Raw genomic sequence first — 23983 nt, 5'->3', positions numbered from 1 at the left:
ACGGCCGGGCGGGTTCCGGGCGTCTTCTCAGTGGCCGCCCAGGAGTTCGGCGAGTTCGTCCTCCACGTCCTGGCTGGCGACGAACATCAGCTCGTCGCCCGGTTCGAGCGTGTCGTCCGCCGTCGGGACGAGCACCCGGCCCTCGCGCAGGATCGCCACCAGCGCCGTGTCGCGCGGCCAGGCCACCGACCCGACCCGCTCCCCGCCGAGCGGCGCGTCCTCCGGCAGCGTCAGCTCGACCAGGTTCGCCTCGCCCTGCCGGAACGTCATCAGCCGGACGAGGTCGCCGACGCTGACCGCCTCCTCCACCAGCGCCGACAGCAGCCGCGGCGTCGACACCGCCACGTCCACGCCCCACGACTCGTTGAACAGCCACTCGTTGTTCGGGTGGTTGATCCGGGCCACCACGCGCGGCACCCCGTACTCGGTCTTGGCCAGCAGCGACACCACCAGGTTGACCTTGTCGTCGCCGGACGAGGCGACCACGACCTGGCAGCGCTGCAGCGCGGCGTCGTCCAGCGCGGAGATCTCGCACGCGTCGGCCAGCAGCCACTCGGCGCGCGGCACCATCTCCACCTTGATGGCCTTGGGGCTCTTGTCGATCAGGAGCACCTCGTGCCCGTTCTCCAGCAGCTCCTGGGCGATGGACCGGCCCACCGCGCCCGCCCCGGCGATCGCGACCCGCATCAGGACTCCTCCCCGTCCCGCGCCGCGACCGCGAGGTTCACGCGCTCGACGTCGTCGGCGCCCGCCATGATGTGCACGATGTCTCCGTCCTGGATCACGGTGTCCCGGTCCGGGACGAGGGCCTCGCCCATCCGCGACAGGAACGCTACCCGCGTGCCCGCGTGCTCCTCCAGCGCGCCGACCTTCTCACCCACCCACAGGTGCCCGGAGTCCAGCTCGGCGAGGACGACCGCGCCGGTCGGGTCGCGCCACAGCGGCTCGGCGCCCTCGGGGAGCAGCCGCCGCAGGATCTGGTCGGCGGTCCACCGGACGGTCGCGACCGTGGGGATGCCGAGCCGCTGGTAGACCTCCGCGCGGCGCGGGTCGTAGATCCGGGCGACGACGTTGTCGACGCCGAACGTCTCCCGCGCCACCCGCGCGGAGATGATGTTGGAGTTGTCGCCGCTGCTGACGGCCACGAACGCGGACGCGCGCTCGATGCCCGCCTCGGCGATCACCTCGCGGTCGAACCCGAACCCGGTGATGCGGCGGCCCCGGAACCCGCTGCGCAGCCGGCGGAACGCCTCCGGGTTCTGGTCGATGATGGCCACCGAGTGACCCTTGTCCTCCAGGATGTGGGCGAGCGTCGAGCCGACCCGCCCGCATCCCATGATCACGATATGCACGGCCGTTCCCTCTGTCCGTCCAGGGGGACGCTCCCCCTGTACCCCCCGCGCCGTGCACGGCACCCGTCGCCGACCGCCCATGCCGTGCCGCACCCGAGGAACGTTTCCTGTGAATGATCCCTACCGGGCTGCAAACCTACACATCCGCCCAGGCGAGTACTACCCGGTACGGCACCTCCTTCCCGGCCGCGGGGGCGGAACGGCGGCGTCACGTCCAAGAGCTAGAGTCTCCTCTCGTGTCTAAGGTTCCGGACCTTGCGAAGCGGCTGCTCGTCGGCCGGGCGCTGAGCAGCGCGCAGCAGCACGAGCAGCTCCTGAAGAAGCGCATCGCGCTGCCGGTCTTCGCCAGCGACGCCCTCTCGTCGGTCGCCTACGCCCCCCAGGAGATCCTCCTCGCGCTGGGCGCCGGCGGCCTGGTGATGTACCACTACACGCCGTGGGTCGCCGCGGCCGTGGTGGTGATCCTGCTGACGGTGGTCGCCTCGTACCGGCAGAACGTCCGGGCGTACCAGAGCGGCGGCGGCGACTTCGAGGTCGCCACCGAGAACCTCGGCGGCAACTGGGGCGTGGTCGTCGCGAGCGCGCTGCTGGTCGACTACGTCATGACGGTCGCGGTGTCGGTGTCGTCGGGGGTGGAGAACCTCGGGGCGCTGCTGAACTTCATGCGGCCGCACGAGGTCGCCGTCGCGATCGGCATCGTGGTGCTGCTCACGATCGGGAACCTGCGGGGCCTCAAGGAGGCCGGGGTCGCGTTCGCGATCCCGACGTACCTGTTCATGTTCGCGATGGTCAGCATGCTGCTGTGGGGGCTCGTCCGGCTGGTCGCCGGCGCCGACCTGGAGGCCGAGACGGCGGGCTACGAGGTCCGCGGCGACGAGACGGACGTCGCCGGGTTCGCGCTGGTCTTCCTGCTGCTGCGGGCGTTCTCGTCCGGCTGCGCCGCGCTGACCGGGGTCGAGGCGATCAGCAACGGCGTGCCCGCGTTCCGCAAGCCCAAGGGCGAGAACGCCGCGAAGACGCTGCTGGCGCTCGGGGTCGTCGCGATGACGCTGTTCGGCGGCGTCATCGCGTTCGCCTACATCACCGACGCCAGGTTCGCCGAACCCGACCAGGGCAGCCGGCTGATCGACCCGGAGACCGGGCGGGCGGTCGAGCACGCCGACCCGGTGATCGCGCAGGTCGCGCACACCGTGTTCAGCAACTTCGAGCTGGGCTTCGTGCTCGTCACCACGATGACCGCGCTGATCCTGTTCCTGGCCGCCAACACCGCGTTCAACGGGTTCCCGGTGCTGGGGTCGGTGCTCGCGCAGAACCGCTTCCTCCCGCGGCAGCTGCACACCCGCGGCGACCGGCTCGCCTTCAGCAACGGCATCGTCATCCTCGCCACGATGGCCGGGCTGCTGATCTACGCCTACGACGCGTCCGTCAGCCGGCTGATCCCGCTGTACACGGTCGGCGTGTTCGTGTCGTTCACCGTCAGCCAGATCGGCATGGTCCGGCACTGGAACCGGCTGCTGGCGACCGAGACCGACGCGGCGCAGCGCCGCCGGATGATGACCTCCCGCGGCATCAACGCGTTCGGCGCCACCCTCACCGGCATCGTCCTCGTCGTCGTGCTGATCACCAAGTTCGCGCTCGGCGCCTACATCGTCTGCATCGCGATGCCGGTGCTGTTCCTGCTGATGAAGGGGATCAGGCGGCACTACGACCGGGTCGCCGTCGAGCTGGTGCCCTCCGGCGAGGACGTCGCGCTGCCCGCCCGCATCCACGGCATCGTGCTCGTCTCCAAGATCCACAAGCCGACGCTGCGGGCGCTGGCGTATGCCCGCGCGACCCGTCCGTCCACGCTGGAGGCGGTGACGGTCGCGGTGGACGCGGCAGAGTCGCAGCGGCTCCAGGACGAGTGGGACGCGCTCGACATCCCCGTCCCGCTGAAGATCCTCGACTCGCCGTACCGGGAGATCACCCGTCCCGTCCTGTCGTATGTGAAGAGCGTCCGGCGCAAGAGCCCGCGCGACGTCGTCACCGTGTTCATCCCCGAGTACGTCGTCGGGCACTGGTGGGAGCAGCTCCTGCACAACCAGAGCGCGCTGCGGCTCAAGGGGCGGCTGCTGTTCCAGCCGGGCGTCATGGTGACGAGCGTCGCGTGGCAGCTCCAGTCGTCCGACCGGCTCAAGGGACGGGTCGAGCCGCCCGGCCCCGGCGCGTCCCGGCGGCCGCCGCGGACCGGGTCGCGTCCCGGTGCGGGTAATGTTTCGGAACGTGACTGACCTGGAACCCGACGTCCTGCCCGACATCCTCGACCTGGAGGTCGGCAACGTCGCCAACGGCGGATTCTGCGTCGCCCGGCACGAGGGACGCGTGATCTTCGTCCGGCACGCGCTGCCGGGCGAGCGGGTGCGGGCGCGCGTCACCGAGCGCGCGAAGACCTTCCTCCGCGCGGACGCCGTGGAGATCATCGAGGCGTCCCCGGACCGGGTCGCGCCGCCGTGCCCGTTCGCGGGCCCCGGACGCTGCGGCGGCTGCGACTGGCAGCACGCCTCCCTGCCCGCGCAGCGCGCCCTCAAGGCCGCCGTCGTGGAGGAGCAGCTCAAGCGCCTCGCCGGGATCGACCGGACGGTCACCGTCGAGGAGGTCCCCTACCCGGTCGACTCGGAGGTCGCGCCGCCGCCGGGGCTCGGATGGCGGACCCGCGTGCAGTTCACCGTCTCGGGCGGCGCCGTCGGGCTGCGCCGGCACCGCTCGCACGACATCGAGCCGATCGACGAATGCCTGATCGCCCACCCGGGCGTCGAGCTGATGGGCATCGAGCGCAAGCGCTGGCCGGGCGCGTCCGGCGTCGAGGGCATCGTGTCCGCGACCGCCGGCGACCGGCTGGTCGTGCTGCGCGGCCGCGACCGCCGCAAGATCAAGGTGCCCCGGCTGGACGTGCCGGTCCGGCTCGTCCGCGGCAAGCCCGAACCCGGCGCGAGCCTCCCGTACGTCCGCGAGGAGGTGTCCGGACGCCTGTACCAGGTCAGCGGCAGCGGCTTCTGGCAGGTGCATCCGGGCGCCGCGCAGCTGCTCGCCGACGCCGTCGTCGACGCGCTCGAACCGAAGCCCGGCGACATCGCCCTCGACCTGTACTGCGGCGTCGGCCTGTTCGCCGGCGTCCTCGCCGACCGGGTCGGGCAGGACGGCCTCGTCGTCGGCGTCGAGTCCGACGGGCAGGCCGTCCGCGACGCCCGGTTCAACCTGCGCGAGCTGCCGAACGTGTCCATCGAGCGCGGCCCCGTCGAGGAGGTCGTCGCCGACCTGGAGTTCGGCCGCGCGTCCGCCGGGTCGCGGGCGCAGAACAAGCGCGGCGGCGGCCACCACCGCGGCGAGCGCGTCCGGCGCGCCGACCTCGTCGTCCTCGACCCGCCGCGCACCGGCGCGGGACGCGACGTCGTCGAGCACATCACCCGCCTCGCCGGACGCAAGATCGCCTACGTGTCCTGCGACCCCGCGACCCTGGCCCGCGACCTCGCCTACTTCGCCGAGCGCGGCTGGACGCTGGAGACCCTCCGCGCCTTCGACGCCTTCCCGATGACCCACCACGTGGAGTGCCTCGCCACCCTCGTCCACGGCTGAGCTTCCGCGCTGACCTGCGCATCCGGACCTGCGAAAACGGGTTGCGGCGGGGAATACCGTGGAAGCGTGATCGAAATCAGGGAGGTCCCGGAGGGCGACGTCGACCAGATGGTCGATCTCGCCGCCCTGGTGTTCCACCAGCGCATCGAGAAGGACGAGTACGACCGCGTGGCGTGGCCGGCGCGCCGGGCCGAACGCCTCGGCGCCTACGACGACGGCGTCCTGGCCGGGCAGCTCGCGTCCCTACCGGCCCGGCTGGCCGTGCCGGGCGGGTTCCTCGACTGCTCGGCGGTCACCTTCGTCGGGGTGCTGCCCACCCATCGCCGCCGCGGCGTGCTCACCTCGATGATCGATCGGATGCACGCGGACGCGATCGCCGCGGGCCGCCCGGTCGCCGCGCTCTGGGCCTCGCAGGGCCTGATCTACGGGCGGTACGGCTTCGGCCTCGCCACCCGCGCGATCTCGATGGAGATCGACACGACCCGTCCGCTCGACCTTCGCACCACGCCCGATCCCGCGCCGCTCCGGCTGGTCGATCTCGCGTCCGCCCCGGAGGTCCTCGACCCGATCTACACGCGGGCGCTGTCGTCCCGCCCCGGTGGCCTGCTGCGCGACCCCGAATGGTGGGCGCAGATCGTCCTGGAGCCGGTCGACCACGAGGCGCCCGGCTACACCGAGCCGCGCGCCGTCGTCCATCCGGCCGGGTACGCCGTCTACCGCACGCACCCTGACCGGACGGTCATGGTCATCGACTTCGTCGCCGAGACGCCGCAGGCCGAGGCGGCGCTCTGGCGGTACCTGGCGTCGATCGACCTCACGTCCCGCATCAAGGCCCCCGGCCGTCCGGTGGACGACCTGCTCCCGCACATGGCGGCCGACCCCGACCAGGTCGCCATCAAGGGCGACTACGGCGCGCTCTGGCTGCGGCTCGTCGACGTCCCGGCCGCGCTGCGCGCCCGTTCCTGGGCCGCCGGCGACGCGTTCGTCCTGGAGGTCCGCGATCCCCGCATCCCGGCGAACGAGGGGCGCTGGCGGCTGAAGACCGGGTCCGCGCCCTCCTGCGACCGGACCGCGGACTCCCCCGACCTGACCCTGTCGGCCGCCGACCTGGCCGCCGTCTATCTCGGCGGCACGCGCCTGACCGCGCTGGTCCGCGTCGGCGCGGTGACCGAGCACACGCCGTCCGCCGCCACCCGCCTGGAGGCCGCGCTGGCCGTGCCGCTCGCGCCGTTCATCCACGACGACTTCTGACACGTCCGCTAGCCGCGGCGCCCGCCGCGGGCCGGACCGATGGGTGATCTTGCGGTGGCAGGATCGGTGTCGGGTGCGTCGATGGCTGAACGGAGTGGCTGTGAGCGATCTGGTGGAGTTCCTGCGGGCCCGGCTCTTCGAGGACGAGGACACCGCGCGGTGGGCGGCCGACTACCGGTCGCGTCCGAGCGGCGGGCCCGACCTGTCCGGGGACGAGCGGTGGCAGTGGGTCGAGACGCATTCCGGGGAGCGGCTCCGGCTGGGACGGCGGCCGATGGACCATCTGCAGCGGCCGGTTTCGCTGCGGAGCGTCAACGAGTACCCGTGGCAGAGCCGTCCGGGGTTCGGGCCGCACCACGTGCTGGACGTCTCGTTCGTCAAGGAGGGCGTCGCGCTGCACATGGCGCGCCATTCGCCGGCGCGTGTCGTGGCCGAGGTGCGGCTGAAGCGGCGCCTGCTCGAACTGCATTCGCGGATGAACGGGACGGGTGTCTGCCAGGCGTGCGGCGAGCACGTCCGGGAGGGCGGGTGCACGACGCTGCGGCTCCTGGCGACGCCGTACGCCGACCACCCGGAGTACCGGGCGAACTGGCGCGTCTGAGCGGTGCGCCCGGGGGCGGGGCGGTGGATGTTTCCTGGTGTTTCCGGCATGCTGGGCGGCATGGCCGGGGACGTGGACCGCGAGCGGGTCGCCAAGTACGCGGTGGCCAGGCGCGGATCGCTCGGGCTGACGCAGGAGCAGCTGGCGGAGCGGGCCGGGGTGACGGTCAAGACGGTCTACAACCTGGAGGCGGGGGAGCGCTGGCCGCAGGCGCGGACCCGCGGCGCCATCGAGGACGCGCTGCGGTGGCGGGCCGGCGACCTCGCGCGCATCGCCGAGGGGATGGAGCCGCTCGGCGGCCAGGACCCGGCGGAGGCGGACGAGACCCCGCGCGAACTCGCGGAGCTCAACGCCTACTTCGCCGACCTGCGGACCGGCCCCGGCGAGAAGCGGCGGATGGCGCTCGCGTTCCTCCGGGCGCTCTACGGCGAACCCGAAGGCCGCTGAGTTACCGGATCTTTCCGGACGACGCGGACGCCGTTCCCGGCCGGGCCCTATTCCCCGGGCGAGACGCCGACACGCCACTGCCCGTAGTCGTCCTGGACGGCGCGGTCGTAGTCGACGGCGACACCGTTGATCTCGTGGTCGTTGGAGTACTGCTGGAGCTGGGCGCGGGCGTCCCACCGGCCGCCCGACCAGGCGTAGGTCTGCCAGCCGTAGGCGATCTTCTCGGCGTCGAACGCGCGTTTCATCGGCCCGTGCCCCGCGTACAGGCCGACCCGGCCGCGCCCGATGACGCTCGCGGCGCCGTCGAGGTAGGCGTTGATCTCGTCCTGCTGGCCGGGGGAGGCGTCCCAGTCGGCGGCGAAGTAGATCGGCCGGTCGCCCGGCATGCCGCACGCTTCGGCCTGCGCGGCGGCGTCCACGGCGTCGGCGGCGCCCGCGGACCGTCCGTCCAGGGGCCGCTTCGCGGTGGTCTCCCAGACGACCACGAGCCAGATGCCCGCCTCGGAGAGCTCGTCCGCCTCGGCGCGGGTCAGGTTCTTGCCGGTCGTGTCGTGCGAGAGGTAGCGGCACGCGAAGTGCGCCCCGGCCTGTTTCAGTGCGGCCACCCCGGGACGGCCCCACGCGTAGTCGACGCCGAAGACAGCCATGCCAACTCCATGGGTCGCGGTTCCGGTCCGTCCATCTGATTGAACAGCGCGCACCCGTGATCGCGCAGCGGAATCATCCGGTTGACCCTCCGTGACGGCGCACCCGTGGAACAATGGTCACTGTCTGTAATGACACGCCGACACGGCGCTATGCGGTCCGGCCGGCGGTCGCTACAACGGATGTGTCCGTACGAAGAACCGCAGGCCACGGGGGGCTCATTGTGATCCGGACATGGAAGGTGCGCGGTCTCGTCCTGCTGACGGCCGCGCCGCTGCTGGGGGCCGTGCCCGCCACGGCCGGAGCGGACGCCGATGGTCCGCCGCGGGCCTCGCAGCCGATACGGCTGGACGGTGTTCTCAACCCGCCTCCGAGGCCGAGAACGCAGGCCAAGCCCAAGCCGAAGGCGAAGCCCAAGGCGAAGGCGAAGGTCGTGGCGCTCCGCACGGCCGGTCCCAAGGCGGACGTGATCCCTGGCCGCACCTACGAGTGGAAGTGGACGTTCCGCGTGGCCGAAAGGGCGCGGCCGAAGACCGTCAAGGCGAAGCCGGGCAAGGCGAAGACCAAGGCCAAGACCAAGGCGAAGAGCGGGAAGCTGCAGACGAGCAGGACGAGGCCCCGTGAGGCGGTGTTCTGGACGACGCTGCCGAAGACGCTGGCGTTCGTGTCCGGCGCGAGGGACTGCGCGTCCAGCGGGTGGAAGGTCATCTGCCGGCTGGGCGCCGTCCGGCCGGGCGGCAGGGTCAGCGGAGTGATCAGGGCCAAGGTCGCCCAGCGGGCGAAGCCGGGGCAGCGGATCAGCCCTCGCGGGACGGTGGCGTGGGCCGGGACGCGCGTCACCAGGAGCTTCCCGGCCGTGCGCGTCGCCGCCACCGCCGACCTCGCCATCACCGGGATCACTCCGACGCGGGCGCGTGCCGGCGCGAAGATCCCGTACCGGCTGAAGGTCCGCAACAGCGGCCCGTCCACGGCCGAGAACGTGATGATCCTTTCCGAGGGGCCCTTCAGGCTCGTCGGGCGGAACACCGCGTGCCTGCCCGCACGCGGCGCCTACGTGTGCTCGGTCGGCGCGCTCCGGGCCGGCGAGTCCAAGACGCTGCGCATCACGGCGGCGCCGCGCCGGAGCGTCCGGGCCGGGACGGTGCTGAAGTCGTCGTGGACGGTCGCCTCGCCGACCACCGACCTCGACCGGACGGACAACGGAGCCGTCGCCCGCACCCGGATCACCCGGCGCCGCTGACCCGGTGCCATGGTCGCGGCCGCGGGGGTTGCAGGATGGGACCATGCGACTTCGGATCTTCACCGAGCCCCAGCAAGGGGCGACTTACGAGACACAGCTGGCCGTGGCGAAGGCGGCGGAGGACCTCGGGTTCGACGCGTTCTTCCGCTCGGACCACTACGTCAAGATGGGGGACGTGACGGGCGACCCGGGCCCGACCGACTCGTGGATCACTCTGGGCGCACTGGCCAGGGAGACCAGCCGGATCAGGCTCGGCACGCTGGTGACGGCCGCGACGTTCCGGCACCCCGGCCCGCTGGCGATCTCCGTCGCGCAGGTCGACCGGATGAGCGCGGGACGCGTCGACCTCGGTCTCGGGACGGGCTGGTTCGAGGAGGAGCACACCGCGTACGGCATCCCGTTCCCGAGCCTGAGGGAGCGGTTCGCCCGGCTTGAGGAGCAGCTCGAAATCCTGACCGGTCTCTGGGGGACGCCGTCCGGCGAGACCTACTCGTTCAGCGGTGAGCACTACACGCTCACCGACTCGCCCGCGCTGCCCAAGCCCGCCCGGGCGGGCGGCCCGCCGGTCATCATCGGCGGGACCGGGGCGAAGCGGACACCGCGGCTCGCGGCCCGCTACGCCGACGAGTACAACGTCCCCTTCACGCAGCCGGAGGGCACGGCCGCCGCGTTCGACCGCGTCCGCGCGGCCTGCGCCGAGGCGGGGCGGACGAAGCCGCTCGCCTACTCGGTCGCCCAGGTCGTGTGCTGCGGCCGGGACGAGGCGGAGGTGAGCCGCCGCGCCGCCGCCATCGGACGCGAGGTGCCGGAGCTGCGGGCGAACGGCCTGACCGGCACGCCGGGCGAACTCGTCGACAAGATCGGCCGGTTCGCGGAGCTGGGCGCCGAGCGCGTGTACCTGCAGGTCCTCGATCTCGGGGATCTGGAGCACCTGGAACTGCTGGCCGCGGAGGTCATGGCCAAGCTCTGACCGTCCCGGGAGGCGCGGAGGCGCGGAGGCCCGCCGCGGGGAGCACCCCGCGGCGGGCCTTTCGCGTCCGGACGGGTCCGTCTGGCCGCGTCCGGTCAGGCGGGTTCCTCTTCGGGGCGGGCGTGCATGGGCAGCAGGAAGGTCGCCAGGAAGGTGAGGCCGAGGAGCCCGACCTCGACCCACAGGGTGATCTTCATGGCGTCGCTGAAGCCGATCTTCGCGGAGCGCTCGCCCGCGTCCGCGACCGCCTTCTGGACGGCGGGCGCCGACTGCGGCACGGCGGTGATCGCGGCCTTGACGTCGTCCTGGAGCCGGTGGCAGGAGGCCGGGACGGCGGCGGCGTCCTTGGCGGTGGCGCGGTCGTGGCCGCAGTCGCGCAGAGCGTTCGCGATCCGGTCCCGCTGGGCGGCGGGGACGGACGCGGCGGCGAGGTCCTCGCGCAGCCCGGCCGCGCCGCCGTCCGCCGCGCTCGTCACCTGCCCGCCCAGCAGGCCGAAGAAGACCGTCCCGAGGACGGCCGCGCCGAGCGCCGCGCCGAGCTGCTGGACGGCGGTGAGCGTGCCGCCCGCGGAGCCCGTCTCCGCCGGCTCGACGCCCGCGAGGGCGGTGTCGAAGAACGGCCCCATCAGCAGGCCCATGCCGAGCCCGGTCACGGTCAGCGCGGGGACGAGCTGCCACGGCGTGACGTCGATCCCGGCGTACTGCAGCGTGAAGTAGAACCCGGCGATTCCGGCGGCCATGACGAGGGCGCCCGCGTGGATGACCCTGCGCCCGAAGCGCTGCACGGCCTGCACGACGCCGAACCCGAGGACGGTGCCGACCGACCACGGGATCTGCGAGAGGCCGGCCTTGAGCGGCGAGAAGCCGAGCCCCATCTGGAAGAACAGGGACAGCACCAGGCCGAGGCCCGCCATGCCGGAGAAGAACACCAGGCCGACGATCAGTCCGCCGGTGAAGCCGCGCTTGCGGAACAGGCTCGGGACGATCAGCGGGTCGCCGCCCGAGCGCTGCTTGCGGGACTCGTACCAGGCGAACGCGGCCCAGACGGCGAGCGAGGCGCCCATCATCAGGAACGTCCAGGCGGGCCAGTCGTGCTCGCGGCCCTGGACGAGCGGGTAGATCAGCAGCCCGGCGGCGAGGGACGCGAGCGCCGCGCCGGCGAGGTCGAGCCGGGTCGCGTGATCGGAGCGCCCGGCGGGCAGGAATTTCAGCCCGGCGAGGATGGCGGCGGCGCCCAGCGGCAGGTTGATCAGGAAGATCATCCGCCAGCCGGTGCCGAACAGGTCGGCGTCGATCAGCCAGCCGGCCAGCACCGGCCCGCCGACCGACGACAGGCCCATGACCGGCCCGAACAGGCTGAACGCGGCGGCCATCTCCGTCGGCGCGAACATCTGCTTGATCAGCCCGATGCCCTGCGGCAGCATCAGCGCGCCGAACAAGCCCTGCGTGACGCGGGCGCCGACGAGCATCCCGGGCGAGACGGCGATGCCGCAGAGCAGCGAGGCGGCCGTGAACCCGGCCGCGCCGATCAGGAACATCCGCCTGCGTCCGTACAGGTCGCCGAGGCGCCCGCCGGTGATGAGGCCGATCGCCATGGCGAGGGTGTAGCCGGCGGCGAGCCACTGGACGGTGGCGGCCGAGCCGCCGAGCTCGGCGCGGATCGTGGGGGCGGCGATGTTGGTGATCAGCGCGTCCAGCATGTCCATGACCTCGCCGGCGAGGATCACGAAGAGGGCGACCCAGCGCCAGCGGTAGGCGCCCTCCGCGACGTGTTTCGTGGTGGACGTCAATGTCTCGGCCATGGGACCTCCCAAGGGGAACACCGTTCGTTAGTTAGGAACAGTGTTCTAAGCTAGGAATGGTGTTCGCGTCAAGTACGCTGTTCGTGGCGATACCGGGTCCGTCTTCTCTCTTTCATGGAGAAGATATATCGCGTTTCGCCGAAGTCAAGATGTATCGCGAAAGTGGGAGGTCCCGCCGTGGTCACCGGACGCCCGGACATGCCGACACCGCCCGGGCGCAAGCCCCGCAAGGCCGCCCCCGCAAGGCAGCCCCTCTCGCAGGACCTGATCGTCGACACCGCGATCCGCGTCCTGGACGCCGAGGGCCTGGAGGCGGCGACCATGCGCCGCGTCGCCCAGGAGCTGGGCACCGGCGCTGCCTCCCTCTACGCCCACGTCTCGGGCAAGGAGGAGCTCCGCGAGCTGATGCTGGACCGTGTGGCCGGGGAGGTCAGGCTGCCCGTGCCCGACCCCGCGCGGTGGCAGGAGCAGCTGAAGGAGCTGGCCATGGAGACCCACCGCGTGCTGACCTCGCACCGCGACATCGCCCAGGTCTCGATAGGGCTGATCCCCACCGGCTCCAACCTGCTGTCGGTGGCCGAGGCGCAGCTCGCCCTCATGCGGGCGGGCGGCGTTCCTCCGAGGATCGCCGCGCTCGCCGTCGACACCCTCGGCATGTTCGTGGACGCCGACGCCATCGAGGGCACGATCTACTCGGCCAGGCTCAACGGCGGCGCGGAGGCGATGGAGAAGTTCATCCACTACCTGGGCGAGATCCGCGACTTCTTCAAGGCGCTGCCCGCCGACCGCTACCCGAACGTCGTCGCGATGGCGGACGAGCTGACCGAGACGGGCGGCGACGCGCGCTTCGAGTTCGGCCTCGACATCCTGATCCGGGGCATCGCGTCCTACGTCGATGCGCCGGAGCCATCGTGAACGTTGCGGGTCTCTAGGCGAAGACGCTTCGGAAGGCGGCGTGCCTGGGGGCGCCCTTGGCGGTGTCCCAGACCGCGAAGACGACGTGCTCGAAACGGTCGGCGAACTCTTGCCCCGGCTGCAGCAGCTCGGCGAAGACCTCGGCCACCTCTCGCGGATCGTTGCGGAAGACACCGCAGCCCCAGGCGCCGAGGACCAGCCGCCGGTGGCCGTTGGCCAGCGCCACGGCGAGGAGCTTGCGGGCGCGCAGGTGAAGCACGTCGCGGATGCGGTCCGCCTTCGCGGCGTCGTGGATGGCGCCACGGTTAGGAGCGGGGGACGTCAGGAACGCGACTTCGTACGGGTCGTCCAGCAGTGTTCCCGCGTCGTCCCGGAACACCGGCACGCCCGGTGAGTAGATCATGTGGTCGCTGTAGAGCAGGTCGCCCTGTGCACGGTGGAAGTCGTAGAACTCCCTGGCCGAAAGCAGCGAGGCGTACAGGCCGGACGACCGGGCCAGCCCTTCCTCTTGGGCGTGCGCTCCGTTCAGGAATCCTCCGCCAGGGTTCTTCGCGGAGGCGAAGTTCAGCGCGAAGGGAATGGCTTCTTGGCCGCGCAGACGGAGGGCGGCGGCGAGAGTGGTCTCGCCGGTGACCTCGATGCGCGTCTCAGTGCGGGGTTCGGCGGCGGGCAGGCGCTGCAGTAGCTCGTCCAGCTCGTCCGGACGGTACAGAACCGTGTCGCGGACCGTGCGGGCCAGGGCGTCGCCTATCGAGACCGTGCGGCCGGACGGCGCCACGTAGTCGCCGCGGTCGAGGATTCTCACGGTCTCCTGCGCCGTCTCCCGGCGCGGATGTCTGCTCATAACGCTCCGGATTCTGGCGGTACCGGAAACGTGACCGCAATCCCTTTTCTGTTGTCCGCCTTAAGCCGCGCAAGACCGTCCGTGCGAAAAAAGAATGTGGTGCGTTCGGGCTGGTCCGCCAGACTTGTCGTCGTGCTTCTGACGATCACCACTACCCTGAGCCAGGCGACCGACCTGGGATTCCTCCTGCACAAGCATCCCGGGAAGGTGCAGGCGTTCGAGCAGTCCTTCGGCACGGCGCACGTCTTCTATCCGGACGCGGACGAGTCCCGTTGCACGGCGGCGCTGCTGCTGGACGTCGATCCGGTCAAGCTCGTGCGCACGCGTGGCAGGGGCACACCGGACTTCTCCCTCGGCCAGTACGTCAACGACCGTCCGTACGCGGCGTCGTCGCTACTGGCGTCGGCCATGGCGAACGTGTTCCGCACCGCCATGCGGGGACGCTGCGACCTGCGTCCCGACCTCGCCGAGACGCCGATTCCGCTAGAGGTCGTCCTGCCGGCGCTCCCATGCCGTGGTGGCCCCGGGCAGGCCGAGCGGTTCTTCGCGCCATTGGGCTGGGACATGTCGGCCGTTCCCGTTCCGCTCGACCCGGAGTTCGGCGACTGGGGCGACTCCCGGTACGTGACGCTCACGCTGACCGGGACCATGCGTCTCGCCGACGCGCTCAACCAGCTCTACGTGCTGCTGCCCGTCCTGGACGACGCCAAGCACTACTGGATGGCGCCGGACGAGGTGGACAAGCTCATCCGCGCCGGGGAGGGCTGGCTCGCCACGCATCCCGATCGCGGCACCATCACCCGCCGCTATCTGGCCAACCGGCGCGCTCTCGTCCGGACCGCGCTGGGCCGTCTCGCCGACGCCGAAGACGCGACCGAGGAGGCGCTCGACCCCGCGCAGGTGGAGGAGGAGCCGCCTGCCGTCGAGGACGGCGAAGACCAGTCACCGTCGGAGGAGCAGCCCGTTTCCCTAGCGGAACGCCGTCTCCAGTCGGTCGTGCAAGCACTGCGGGACGAGAACGCCAAGCGCGTCATCGACCTTGGCTGCGGCTCCGGGAAACTGCTCTCGCGCCTAGCCCAGGACGATTTCTTCAGCGAGATCTCAGGGACGGACGTGTCGCACCGTGCGCTCAGCCACGCGTGGCGGCGGCTCCGCTGGGACCAGCAGCCCCGCCGCGCGAACGACCGCGTCAAGGACGTCTTCCAGGGCGCGCTCACCTACACCGACGAACGATTCCGCGACTACGAGGCGGCCGTGCTGATGGAGGTCATCGAGCACGTCGACCCGCCGCGTCTCAGCGCCGTGGAACGGGTCGTGTTCGGGTATGCCAGGCCGCGCGTCGTGGTGGTGACGACGCCGAACTCCGAGCACAACGTCCGCTACGAGGGCCTGGCGCCGGGCGCCATGCGCCACCCCGACCACCGTTTCGAGTGGACGCGCGCAGAATTCCGCGCGTGGGCGGACCGGGTCGCCGCCGCCCACGGCTACCGCGTCCGGCACGTGCCCGTAGGCGACGACGATCCGGAGGTCGGCGCGCCGACGCAGATGGGGGTGTTCACCCGATGACGGAGATCAGGGTCCCGGAGATGGGCCTGGTCGTGCTGGTCGGCGTGACCGGTTCGGGCAAGTCGTACTTCGCGCGCAAGCATTTCCGGCCGACGCAGGTGATCTCGTCCGACCACTGCCGCGGCGTCGTGTCGGACGACGAGAACGACCAGTCCGCGACCGGCGACGCGTTCGACCTGCTGCACTACATCGTGGCCAAGCGGCTGCGGCGCGGCCTGCTGACCGTGGTCGACGCCACCAACGTGCAGAGCGCGGCGCGGCAGTCGCTGCTGCGGATCGCCAAGGACCACGACGTGATGTCCGTCGCGATCGTGCTGGACGTCCCTGAGAGCGTCGCTGCCGACCGGAACGCCGTCCGCCCGGATCGGAACCTGCCTCCGCATGTGATCCCGCGCCAGCGGCGCGAACTGAGGCGCGGGATGCGGTCGCTGGCGCGCGAGTTCCGCCGCGTCCACGTGCTGACCGGCGTCGAGGAGATCGACGCCGCGACGGTCGCGTACGAGAAGGCGTGGAACGACAGGCGGGAGCTGGCCGGGCCGTTCGACATCCTCGGCGACGTGCACGGCTGCCGCGCCGAGCTGGAGGACCTCCTCTCCGGTCTCGGCTACGAGATCGACCGCGACCCGCAGGGGCTCGCCGTGGGCGCGAACCATCCCGGTAGGCGCACGGCCGTCTTCGTCGGCGACCTCGTCGACCGCGGACCGGATTCGCCGGGCGTGCTGCGCCTCGTGATGGGCATGGTGGCCGCAGGCAACGCGCTCTGCGTCTCGGGCAACCACGAGGCGAAACTCGTCCGCGCCCTACGCGGGCGCAAGGTCCGCGTAGCGCACGGCCTCGCCGAGTCGCTGGAGCAGCTCTCCGCGGTACCGGACGAGTTCCGCGACGACGCACTCCGCTTCATGGACGGCCTCATCAGCCACTACGTCCTGGATGACGGCCGCCTGGTCGTGGCCCATGCCGGGCTGAAGGAGGAGTACCACGGGCGTGCGTCCGGCCGTGTCCGGTCGTTCGCGCTCTACGGCGACACCACGGGGGAGACCGACGAGTACGGCCTGCCCGTGCGGTACCCGTGGGCGCGCGACTACCGGGGCAAGGCCATGGTCGTGTACGGGCACACGCCCGTCCCCGAGGCGGAATGGATCAACAACACGATCTGCCTCGACACCGGAGCGGTGTTCGGCGGGAAGCTGACCGCGCTGCGCTATCCCGAGCGTGAGCTGGTCTCCGTCCCGGCCCGGCAGGTCTGGTACGAGCCGACGCGCCCCCTGAACGCCCCGGCCGGCGCCGCGGCGGGCGCTCACCGGGAGGACGAGGTCCTGAAGATCGAGGACGTGCTCGGCGCGCAGGGTGTCGAGACCCGCCTGATGGGCCGCGTCGCCGTCCGGGAGGAGAACGCGCTGGCGGCGCTGGAGGTGATGAGCCGGTTCGCGGTGGACCCGCGCTGGCTCGTCTACCTGCCGCCCACCATGGCCCCGGCCGAGACGTCGTCGCTGCCCGGATACCTGGAGCATCCCGCCGAGGCCCTCGCCGCGTACCGGGACAAGGGCGTCGACCGCGTTGTGTGCGAAGAGAAGCACATGGGCTCACGGGCCATAGTCGTCGTCTGCCGCGACGCGTCGATCGCCGCAGACCGCTTCGGCGTGAACGACGGGACGACCGGCGCCGTCTACACCCGCACCGGACGTTCCTTCTTCCGCGACCCGTCGCGCACGACCGAGGTACTGGACCGGCTCCGTTCCGCCATAGGCGCCGCAGGGCTCTGGGAAGAGCTCGGCACCGGATGGCTCGTCATCGACAGCGAACTGCTGCCGTGGTCGGCCAAGGCCATGGACCTCATCCGCACGCAGTACGCCGCGACCGGCGCGGCCGCACGCGCGGCCTTGCCGATGGCGTCCGGCCTCCTCGCGAGAGCGGAAGGACGCGGCCTCGACGTCGGCGGCCTCCGGGAGCACATCGACCGGCGCGCCGCCAACGCGTCCCGCTTCCGCGACGCCTACGCGCGCTACTGCTGGACGGTCGACGGCCTCACCGGCCTACGGCTCGCGCCGTTCCAGATCCTCGCCGGAGAAGGCCGCTCCTGGGCCGTGGCACGCGAACACGACTGGCACATGTCCATGGCCGGACGGCTCGCAGATTGTGACCCGAGCGGCCTCGTCCAGCGGACGGGCTCGGTGACCGCCGACCTGAACTCGCCGGAATCGGAGGGCGCCGTCACCGAATGGTGGGAGAAGCTCACCGCCGCGGGCGGCGAGGGCATGGTCGTCAAGCCGCTGGGGCCGTTGCCGGACGACAGGCGGGTCCAGCCCGGCGTCAAATGCCGCGGCCCCGAATACCTGCGCATCATCTACGGCCCGGACTACGGCGAGCCGGAGAACCTCGACCGACTGCGCGGTAGGTCGCTCGGCCGCAAGCGATCGCTGGCGATGCGGGAGCACGCACTCGGCGTTGAGGCGCTCGACAGGCTCACCGGGGGCGAACCGCTCTGGCGCGTGCATCAGGCGGTCTTCGCCGTCCTGGCATTGGAGTCCGAGCCCGTCGACCCGCGCCTGTAGAGGCCCTTCGATTGCAGACGCGCGGCCCGCCCCTAGGCGTTCCTAGGCGGCGGGCCGCGCCGAACCGTCGCCTGAGCGGCTCGTGCGGAACCGGTCAGGTGGTGAAGAGCATGTGGAAGACGCTCCCCCCGTGGGGGCGGTGGTGACGCGCACCGTGGTGGTGATGGTGCTGCACCTGCGGGGCGGCTCCCCACCCCGGCGCCGCGGCGGGCGGAGGCGCCGCGCGGTACTGCGACTCCATCTGCGCCAGGGCCTCAAGTTCGCCGTAGTCGAGGAAGATGCCCCGACAGCTGTCACATTGCTCGATGTGGACTCCGCTGCGGGTGTAGGTCCGCATCACGCCACGACACTTAGGGCAGTGCATCGCCTTGTCTTCCTTCCAGTATGGATCCCCAGGTAGAGGCTAAATGTAGGGCAGGTTTCGCGCCACGTCATGCCGCGTCCCCCGCCGCCGATATTCTTCCGCAGGCGTCGACCATCGCCTGCTCCGGCTCGTTCAGTGGCCGGTCCTCCCTTTCCGCGGATATGACGCACGTGGCGGCTATCTGGATCGCAAGACTTCGCGCGGGCACGTCCAGGGACGTCCATGGGTCGCCCTCCGCCGGGACAGCTGGGCCGCCCGCTTCCTGGTACGCGCCCAGGAAGCGGCTCCACTCATCGGGGTGCAGAACACCCGCCGAATAGAGCGCGGCCGGACGCGCGAGGTCCCAGGCGGGGTCGCCTCTGCCGAGGTCTTCGATGTCGATGAGCCGCCACCGTCCGTCCTGTGCGCGGACCATCTGGCCGAGGTGCCAGTCCCCATGGATGAGGTATTCCGCAGCGTCAGGAGGCCCGTCGCCGTTTTCGCCTCGGATCCAGGCGGGGAGAGTGGCGAATGCACGCCGCACTACGTCCACGGCAGGGCCGTGCCCCAGTTCCGAGACCCGGCGGGCCACGCGCGCAGGACGTCCCCAAGACGGCGCGTCTGCCGGAACCGTCGTGGAGTGGAGCGCCGCCAGAAGCCGCGCACCCTCCTCCCAGGGCAGTTTCTGCTGCGGATCCACCGGCTCGCCGTAGGGGTAGACGGTGACCGTCCGTCCGTCGACGTCGAGCGGCGGGCCCAGCGGAGCGACCAGAACGTCCGGGACGGTGGCCGCCAGCCGTATCCGTTCGAGGAATGGGGCCCCGTGCTCACGGTCGGCCTGATGCAGCTTCACCGCCAGGTCGCCGACGCGTACCACGAGCACACCGTGCCGGTCGTACAGCGTCTCCGGCTCCGCCGCTGCGGAAGGCGTAGACGTGACGTGGCCCGCCGACTCGCGCCCGATCTCAATGAGCCGGGCCAACAGCCCTGGCTGGACGGTCTCGGTGTGCACCCGCCCAGTCAACCACCCGGCACGGAACGGTCACGCCCACACCAACGAGCCCACCACCCGTGCACGCGAGCCCACCACCCATGCACCAGGGTTCGCCGGGCTACGCGGGCGAGTTGACGATCTCGTCGCGGAGCCGCCGCCGGACGACCTTCCCTAGGACGTTGCGGGGCAGCTCCGTCCGCGGACGGAATTCCGCGGGCACTTTGTAATGCGAAAGGTAGCGTTCGCAGTGGCGCCGCAGTTCGTCCGCCGAGAAAAGGTAAGCCGGGTGCTCCACCACGTGCGCGATGATGCGCTCCCCGCGCCGGGCGTCCGGCACGCCGACCACCGCGCAGTCGTGGACGGCCGGATGGCGCCGCAGGATTCTCTCCACCTCCGTCGGGAAGACACTGAACCCGCTGACCTTGATCATGTCGCGCTGGCGTTCCAGGATCGTGAAGAAGCCGTCCTCGTCCATCACCGCTATGTCGCCCGTGCGGAGCCACCCCTTCGACAGGCTCTGCGCGGTGGCGAGCGGCGCGTTCCAGTAGCCGGCGAACACCTGCGGCCCGCGGACGACCAGTTCGCCAGGCTCGCCCGGCGGCAGAACCCTCGTCGGCTCGTCCTGGTCGACGATGACGGCCTCGGTCAAGGGGAGCGGTAGCCCGACGCTCAGGTTCCGCGCCTTGCCACCCAGCGGGTTCGCGCTGACGGCAGGGGACGCCTCCGTCAGCCCATAACAGTTGATCAGCCCCTTGGCGCCCACCCGTTCGAGCCGGTCGATGGTGCTCTGCCCGAGGCCCATCGCGCCCGAGATGAAGACGCGCAGCGAGTTCAGGTCGGACGGCAGGAACCGCGGGCTGTCGAGCAGTTGCTCGTAGAGCGTCGGCACCCCGGGGAAGATGGTCGGACGGTACTTGCGGATGGCACCGAGCATGCGGTCGGCGTCGAAACGCGGGAGCAGGACCACCGCCCCGGCCGTCATCACCGGCGCGACGAGGCAGCTCATCAACCCGAACGAGTGGAACAGCGGCAGGACCGCCAGCGTCACATCCTCGCCCGGACGGCTCTCGCGGTCCCACGCGTGCTGCTGGCAGGCGTTCGCGACGAGATTCCGGTGCGTGAGCATGGCGCCCTTGGGACGCCCTTCTGTCCCGCCCGTGTATTGAATGGCCGCGAGTTGCCGCGACGGCTCGATTTCCAATTGCCGCACGGGCCCCTGCGGCTGCCGCTGCATTTCGCTGAAAGGGATGACGCCGGGATCGTCCGGCACGTCCGCGGTGATGGCCGCCCGCCGCCGCCGCGCCCGCGCCAGTGGGAGCCGCAGCGCGATCCGCTTGGCCGCCGGCAGGAAGTCGGCCAGCGACGTCACGACGATGTGCTCAAGCGGGAGCTCGGCGCGGACCGCGCGCACCGTCGCGTAGGAACGATCCAGCACGACGGCGGCGCGGGCACCGCTGTCCGCGAGCTGGTGGAGCATCTCCTCCTCGGTGTACAGCGGGTTGTGCTGCACCGCGATCGCGCCCCGGCGCAGCACCCCGTAGAACGCGATGACCTGCTGCGGGCAGTTCGGCAGGATCAGCGCCACCCGGTCGCCGGGCTGGACACCGAGCCGGTGGAGGCCGTCGGCGAACCGGTCCACGGCCGCGCGCAGCTCCCGGTAGGTGGTCCGGCGGCCGAAGAAGAGGAGCGCGGGCCGCCGCGGATACCGCTCCGCCGCGTCGTCGAGAAGCTGCGTAACAGGAATGTCTGGAATGTCTAATTCGCCGGGAACGCCCGGCTGATACCACTGCCGCCACGGGGAAGATCGTTGTGACGAGTGCCACATGGGACGTGATTCAACCATCTCGGAGGCGTCCCCGTCCTCCCGCTTCACGATCTTCACCCGCATGCCGCCCGGCGGACGCGTTCGGACCCCCACCGCCGGGCGCCGGGCCCCCGCCCCCGGGCCTCAGGCGGCCGTGTAGGGCATTTCGCAGCGCGCCTCATGCAGAACGGAGGCCCACCAGTGCAACTGGTCCAGAAGCGTCTTCGCGGCGGCGTCGGGGCCGTCCGGGTCGAGCAGGTTCCCGTCCTCGTCGACGAGCCCCCAGTGCTGATCGAAGCTGACCTGGTCGCGGACGAGCACCGAATGCGTCTCGGTGAACACCTGCCGGAGGTGCTCGACCGCCCGCAGCCCGCCGCCCCTCCCGCCGTAGGAGACGAACCCGACGGGCTTGGCGTGCCACTCGGACTGGTGCCAGTCGATGAGGTGCTTGATCGACGCCGGATAGCTGTGGTTGTACTCGGGCGTCACGACGACGAACGCGTCCGCGCCGTCCAGTCGCCGCGCGAGGTCCGCCATGGCGGGCGTACGGCCGTCGCCCGCCTCGAACTGCTCCGGACCAGCCGGGAGGGCGGGCGGCAGCGCGACATCGGCAAGGTCGATGACGTCCACGTCGAACGACCCGTGCTTCCGCGCGCGCTCTGCGAACCAGTTCGCGAAATGAGGCCCGTACCGGCCCTCCCTGACGCTGGCGACGATGACGACGAGATCGAGTGCCATTTGTGTGCTCCTTCGTGGTCGGTGCTTCCACGTTGGCCGGGCACGCGTCCACGAGGGAGGCCGGGCTTAGACAGGCACTGACAGGGCCACGATCCGGGCGTCCGCTACTTGGTACGTTGCGGACGTGAGCGACAACCAGCTAGGCGGTTTCCTGCGCGCGTGCCGCGAGGCCGTCACGCCCGCGCAGGTCGGGCTGCCCGAAGGGGGACGCCGCCGGACGCCGGGCCTGCGCCGCTCCGAGCTCGCCACACTCGCCGGGCTCAGCGTCGAGTACCTCGCGCGGCTCGAGCAGGGCCGCGACCGCCACCCGTCGCCGGCGGTCCTCGGCTCGCTCGCCGACGCGCTCCGCATGACCCCGGACGAACGCGTCCATCTGCGCATCCTGTCCAAGTCCGACGATGGGGAGTGCTGCCCGAGGCCGCCCGCCGACTCGGTGCGTCCGACCGTCCGGATGCTGCTGGAACGCCTAGAACCGACCCCCGCGATCGTCGTCAACATGCTCGGCGACGTGCTCGCCCGGACGGACGGCTACGAACGCCTCGCCGGCCCCGTAGGACTCCTCGACGGAGACCCGCCGAACCTCGTCCGCTACGTCTTCACCGACACCCGCGCCAGAACCGTCTACCCCGACTGGGACCGCGTCGCCGACGAACGCGTGGCCGGCCTCCGAGCCGCCTTCCCATCCGGCAACACGCATCTCACACGACTCGTCGACGAGCTGATCATCACCGCCGGCGCGCCGTTCGGCGAGCGCGGCAAGGCCCCTCCACGGCTGCCCCGGCGCTCGGGCGTCGAACGGTTCGTCCATCCCGACGTAGGTGAGCTGCGACTGGCGTACGAGACCCTCGAACTGCCGGCGGGCGACGACCAGGTCCTCGTCACCTACCTGCCCGCAGACGACGCCACGTCCGAAGCCTTGGCCGGCCTGCGCCCCGGCAGACTGCGCGCCGTGTCCGGCCTGAGCGGCCCCCGCTGACCCCCGGCGGGCGCGTTGTCAGATACGTCCCGTACCGCGGCAGACGTTGCACTTCTCGCCACTGGCGGTGCTCGTGCCGGTCCCGTTGCAGCCGGGGCAGGCTCGCGTCGCCGGCTTGTTGTGCTTGCCCACGTCCACCACCCCCGGCTTTCATCTTAGAGGTTGAACCCGCGACCGGGACGCGTCCGTGGGTGAAGGCAGGCGGAATGGGTTCCGGGAGGCCAGGCATGATCGACGCGGCGCACGCGGCCGCCCTGCGGGTCCGGCGGATCGCGGACGGCGCGGCCGCGCGCATGCGGCTAGCCGCCGACTTCTACGCCGGTGACCGCTACGGCCGCGCGGAACTGAGCTTCCTCCGCTGGGAGATCGCCCGCGGCGTACTGAACCCACCCAACGGCGACCCGCCGGGCAGCCCTTGGTGGCGTGCCGTCAACGACCGCCTTCTATGCGACAAGACCGAAGCCTCGCTGCTGGCCGATGGCCACTACGGCGAGCCGTCCTCGCGCAGCGTTTTGCTGTGGGGAGAGTTCCTCCACAAACCATCGCCCGCCGCCTGGTACCGCGCCCATAACGCCAGCGTCGTCACCGGTTACCTCCAGAACAGCACGCTCGCCCTGTCGGAACTACCCGCCGAGCGCTTCATGATGAACGTCGCGCTGGTCCGCGTCCTGTACGCACACGCCCTGGTCGCGCGCCCTCGCCTCGCCCTAGGCCCGTTCGCCCCACTCGGCCGCCTCCTCGGCGACCCCCGCAGCGGCACGGTCGGATTCTTCCTCGACCTCCGCCGCGCCTTCCCCGAGCGATACCCGCTGCGCGGCCTGCGCGTCGAAGACCTCGTCGCCGCCGAAGGCCCGCTCCCGCGCGCCCTCGACTACGGCATCATCGTGCCGCGCCTCGTCCCCCTGTACGAGTTCGCCGCCGGGTCACTCGGCCTGCCGGGCATCGAGGACCTCATCAGCGACGGCCTGCCCTGCTACGCCTGGCCACCCCGCCGCTCAGACTGGCACAACGTCAGCACCCGACGCCTAACAACCCGCCTAACCGCCTACGCCGTAAAACCACGCCCCTAACCCTCGAACCCAACACTTCCTTAACGAGGTCGCGGACGATCCCACGGCGACGAAGACCCGCAACACTCTCGTCCCCTAACGCGCCTGCACAGGTTGGCTTAGCCGACCTAGATCGACAGTGCCGACCTGTTCCTCTGGCTTCCCTCCCTTGTTTTCGCAGGTGAGCGGCTCGCTGGGCGACTCCCCGAGGCTCAGGCGGACGAGAGCCGAATAAGTCTCACTCAGGCCATCCTTAACGCGGGCATAAGGGCGGGGCTGGGT

Annotated in this window: 21 protein-coding genes; 12 read left to right on the top strand and 9 right to left on the bottom strand. The window is 71.3% G+C overall.

Going from position 1 to position 23983, the window contains the following annotated elements:
• Window positions 1-27: 27 nt before the first annotated feature.
• The gene (locus ETD83_RS04445) at window positions 28-687 is read right to left on the bottom strand and encodes a potassium channel family protein (RefSeq protein ID WP_138643749.1); all 660 of its coding nucleotides are present in this window, start codon (window positions 685-687) and stop codon (window positions 28-30) included.
• Window positions 687-1352, bottom strand: coding sequence for a potassium channel family protein (locus tag ETD83_RS04440; RefSeq protein ID WP_138643748.1), 666 nt, complete (start codon window positions 1350-1352; stop codon window positions 687-689). Before ETD83_RS04440 ends, ETD83_RS04445 begins: the two co-directional genes overlap by 1 nt.
• Window positions 1353-1588: 236 nt before the next feature.
• Between ETD83_RS04440 and ETD83_RS04435 the strand changes: the two genes are divergently transcribed.
• The 5 genes from ETD83_RS04435 to ETD83_RS04415 all read left to right on the top strand — a co-directional run bounded on the left by ETD83_RS04435 (window position 1589) and on the right by ETD83_RS04415 (window position 7263).
• The gene (locus ETD83_RS04435) at window positions 1589-3622 is read left to right on the top strand and encodes an APC family permease (protein ID WP_138643747.1); all 2034 of its coding nucleotides are present in this window, start codon (window positions 1589-1591) and stop codon (window positions 3620-3622) included.
• Window positions 3615-4964, top strand: a complete 1350-nt coding sequence (locus tag ETD83_RS04430; protein WP_230420668.1) for a class I SAM-dependent RNA methyltransferase — start codon at window positions 3615-3617, stop codon at window positions 4962-4964. The genes ETD83_RS04435 and ETD83_RS04430 overlap by 8 nt, the downstream gene beginning before the upstream one ends.
• A gap of 66 nt (window positions 4965-5030) precedes the next feature.
• Window positions 5031-6215: a GNAT family N-acetyltransferase gene (locus ETD83_RS04425; protein ID WP_205717488.1), complete on the top strand. Its 1185-nt coding sequence runs from the start codon at window positions 5031-5033 to the stop codon at window positions 6213-6215.
• Between the two features lie 100 nt (window positions 6216-6315).
• Complete coding sequence (locus tag ETD83_RS04420) at window positions 6316-6816, top strand: DUF6221 family protein (protein WP_138643745.1); 501 nt, start codon at window positions 6316-6318, stop codon at window positions 6814-6816.
• A gap of 60 nt (window positions 6817-6876) precedes the next feature.
• Window positions 6877-7263 (top strand): helix-turn-helix transcriptional regulator, encoded by a 387-nt coding sequence (locus tag ETD83_RS04415; protein ID WP_171064015.1) that lies wholly within the window; start codon window positions 6877-6879, stop codon window positions 7261-7263.
• A gap of 47 nt (window positions 7264-7310) precedes the next feature.
• On the opposite strand, the gene ETD83_RS04410 is transcribed toward ETD83_RS04415, so the two are convergent.
• Complete coding sequence (locus ETD83_RS04410) at window positions 7311-7910, bottom strand: glycoside hydrolase domain-containing protein (protein WP_230420667.1); 600 nt, start codon at window positions 7908-7910, stop codon at window positions 7311-7313.
• Window positions 7911-8149: 239 nt separating this feature from the next.
• Here ETD83_RS04410 and ETD83_RS04405 point away from each other — a divergent pair, with 239 nt between their 5' ends.
• Both ETD83_RS04405 and ETD83_RS04400 read left to right on the top strand, forming a co-directional pair.
• Window positions 8150-9148, top strand: coding sequence for a DUF11 domain-containing protein (locus ETD83_RS04405; protein WP_171064014.1), 999 nt, complete (start codon window positions 8150-8152; stop codon window positions 9146-9148).
• A 43-nt stretch (window positions 9149-9191) separates the two neighbouring features.
• The gene (locus ETD83_RS04400) at window positions 9192-10118 is read left to right on the top strand and encodes an LLM class F420-dependent oxidoreductase (RefSeq protein ID WP_138643742.1); all 927 of its coding nucleotides are present in this window, start codon (window positions 9192-9194) and stop codon (window positions 10116-10118) included.
• Window positions 10119-10213: 95 nt separating this feature from the next.
• Here ETD83_RS04400 and ETD83_RS04395 read toward each other — a convergent pair whose 3' ends face one another.
• Window positions 10214-11920 carry an MFS transporter gene (locus ETD83_RS04395; protein WP_138643741.1) on the bottom strand — a complete coding sequence of 569 codons (1707 nt, stop codon included), beginning with the start codon at window positions 11918-11920 and terminating at the stop codon, window positions 10214-10216.
• Between the two features lie 177 nt (window positions 11921-12097).
• Here ETD83_RS04395 and ETD83_RS04390 point away from each other — a divergent pair, with 177 nt between their 5' ends.
• Window positions 12098-12835 (top strand): TetR/AcrR family transcriptional regulator C-terminal domain-containing protein, encoded by a 738-nt coding sequence (locus tag ETD83_RS04390; RefSeq protein WP_230420666.1) that lies wholly within the window; start codon window positions 12098-12100, stop codon window positions 12833-12835.
• A 13-nt stretch (window positions 12836-12848) separates the two neighbouring features.
• Here the strand turns inward: ETD83_RS04390 and ETD83_RS04385 are convergent, their stop codons facing one another.
• Window positions 12849-13679 carry a TIGR02452 family protein gene (locus ETD83_RS04385; protein WP_138643740.1) on the bottom strand — a complete coding sequence of 277 codons (831 nt, stop codon included), beginning with the start codon at window positions 13677-13679 and terminating at the stop codon, window positions 12849-12851.
• Between the two features lie 132 nt (window positions 13680-13811).
• On the opposite strand from ETD83_RS04385, the gene ETD83_RS04380 reads away from it, so the two are divergent.
• Window positions 13812-15245, top strand: coding sequence for a 3' terminal RNA ribose 2'-O-methyltransferase Hen1 (locus tag ETD83_RS04380; RefSeq protein WP_138643739.1), 1434 nt, complete (start codon window positions 13812-13814; stop codon window positions 15243-15245).
• A complete protein-coding gene (locus tag ETD83_RS04375; protein WP_138643738.1) occupies window positions 15242-17797 on the top strand; it encodes a polynucleotide kinase-phosphatase in 2556 nt (851 codons plus the stop codon). Before ETD83_RS04380 ends, ETD83_RS04375 begins: the two co-directional genes overlap by 4 nt.
• A gap of 94 nt (window positions 17798-17891) precedes the next feature.
• Here the strand turns inward: ETD83_RS04375 and ETD83_RS04370 are convergent, their stop codons facing one another.
• The 4 genes from ETD83_RS04370 to ETD83_RS04355 form a co-directional block, all read right to left on the bottom strand.
• Complete coding sequence (locus tag ETD83_RS04370) at window positions 17892-18161, bottom strand: TFIIB-type zinc ribbon-containing protein (protein WP_138643737.1); 270 nt, start codon at window positions 18159-18161, stop codon at window positions 17892-17894.
• A gap of 67 nt (window positions 18162-18228) precedes the next feature.
• Window positions 18229-19152, bottom strand: coding sequence for a phosphotransferase family protein (locus tag ETD83_RS04365; protein WP_171064013.1), 924 nt, complete (start codon window positions 19150-19152; stop codon window positions 18229-18231).
• 100 nt (window positions 19153-19252) lie between these two features.
• Window positions 19253-21022: an AMP-binding protein gene (locus ETD83_RS04360; protein WP_230420664.1), complete on the bottom strand. Its 1770-nt coding sequence runs from the start codon at window positions 21020-21022 to the stop codon at window positions 19253-19255.
• A 60-nt stretch (window positions 21023-21082) separates the two neighbouring features.
• Complete coding sequence (locus tag ETD83_RS04355; RefSeq protein WP_138643735.1) at window positions 21083-21676, bottom strand: NADPH-dependent FMN reductase; 594 nt, start codon at window positions 21674-21676, stop codon at window positions 21083-21085.
• A gap of 124 nt (window positions 21677-21800) precedes the next feature.
• Between ETD83_RS04355 and ETD83_RS04350 the strand changes: the two genes are divergently transcribed.
• The gene (locus tag ETD83_RS04350; protein WP_138643734.1) at window positions 21801-22652 is read left to right on the top strand and encodes a helix-turn-helix domain-containing protein; all 852 of its coding nucleotides are present in this window, start codon (window positions 21801-21803) and stop codon (window positions 22650-22652) included.
• Between the two features lie 227 nt (window positions 22653-22879).
• Entirely contained in the window at window positions 22880-23722 is an 843-nt protein-coding gene (locus tag ETD83_RS04345) for a hypothetical protein (protein WP_138643733.1), read from the top strand.
• Window positions 23723-23983: the final 261 nt, after the last annotated feature.

This window comes from Actinomadura soli, assembly GCF_005889715.1.
Taxonomy (GTDB): domain Bacteria; phylum Actinomycetota; class Actinomycetes; order Streptosporangiales; family Streptosporangiaceae; genus Spirillospora; species Spirillospora soli.
This window is presented reverse-complemented; position numbering and strand designations above follow the sequence as displayed.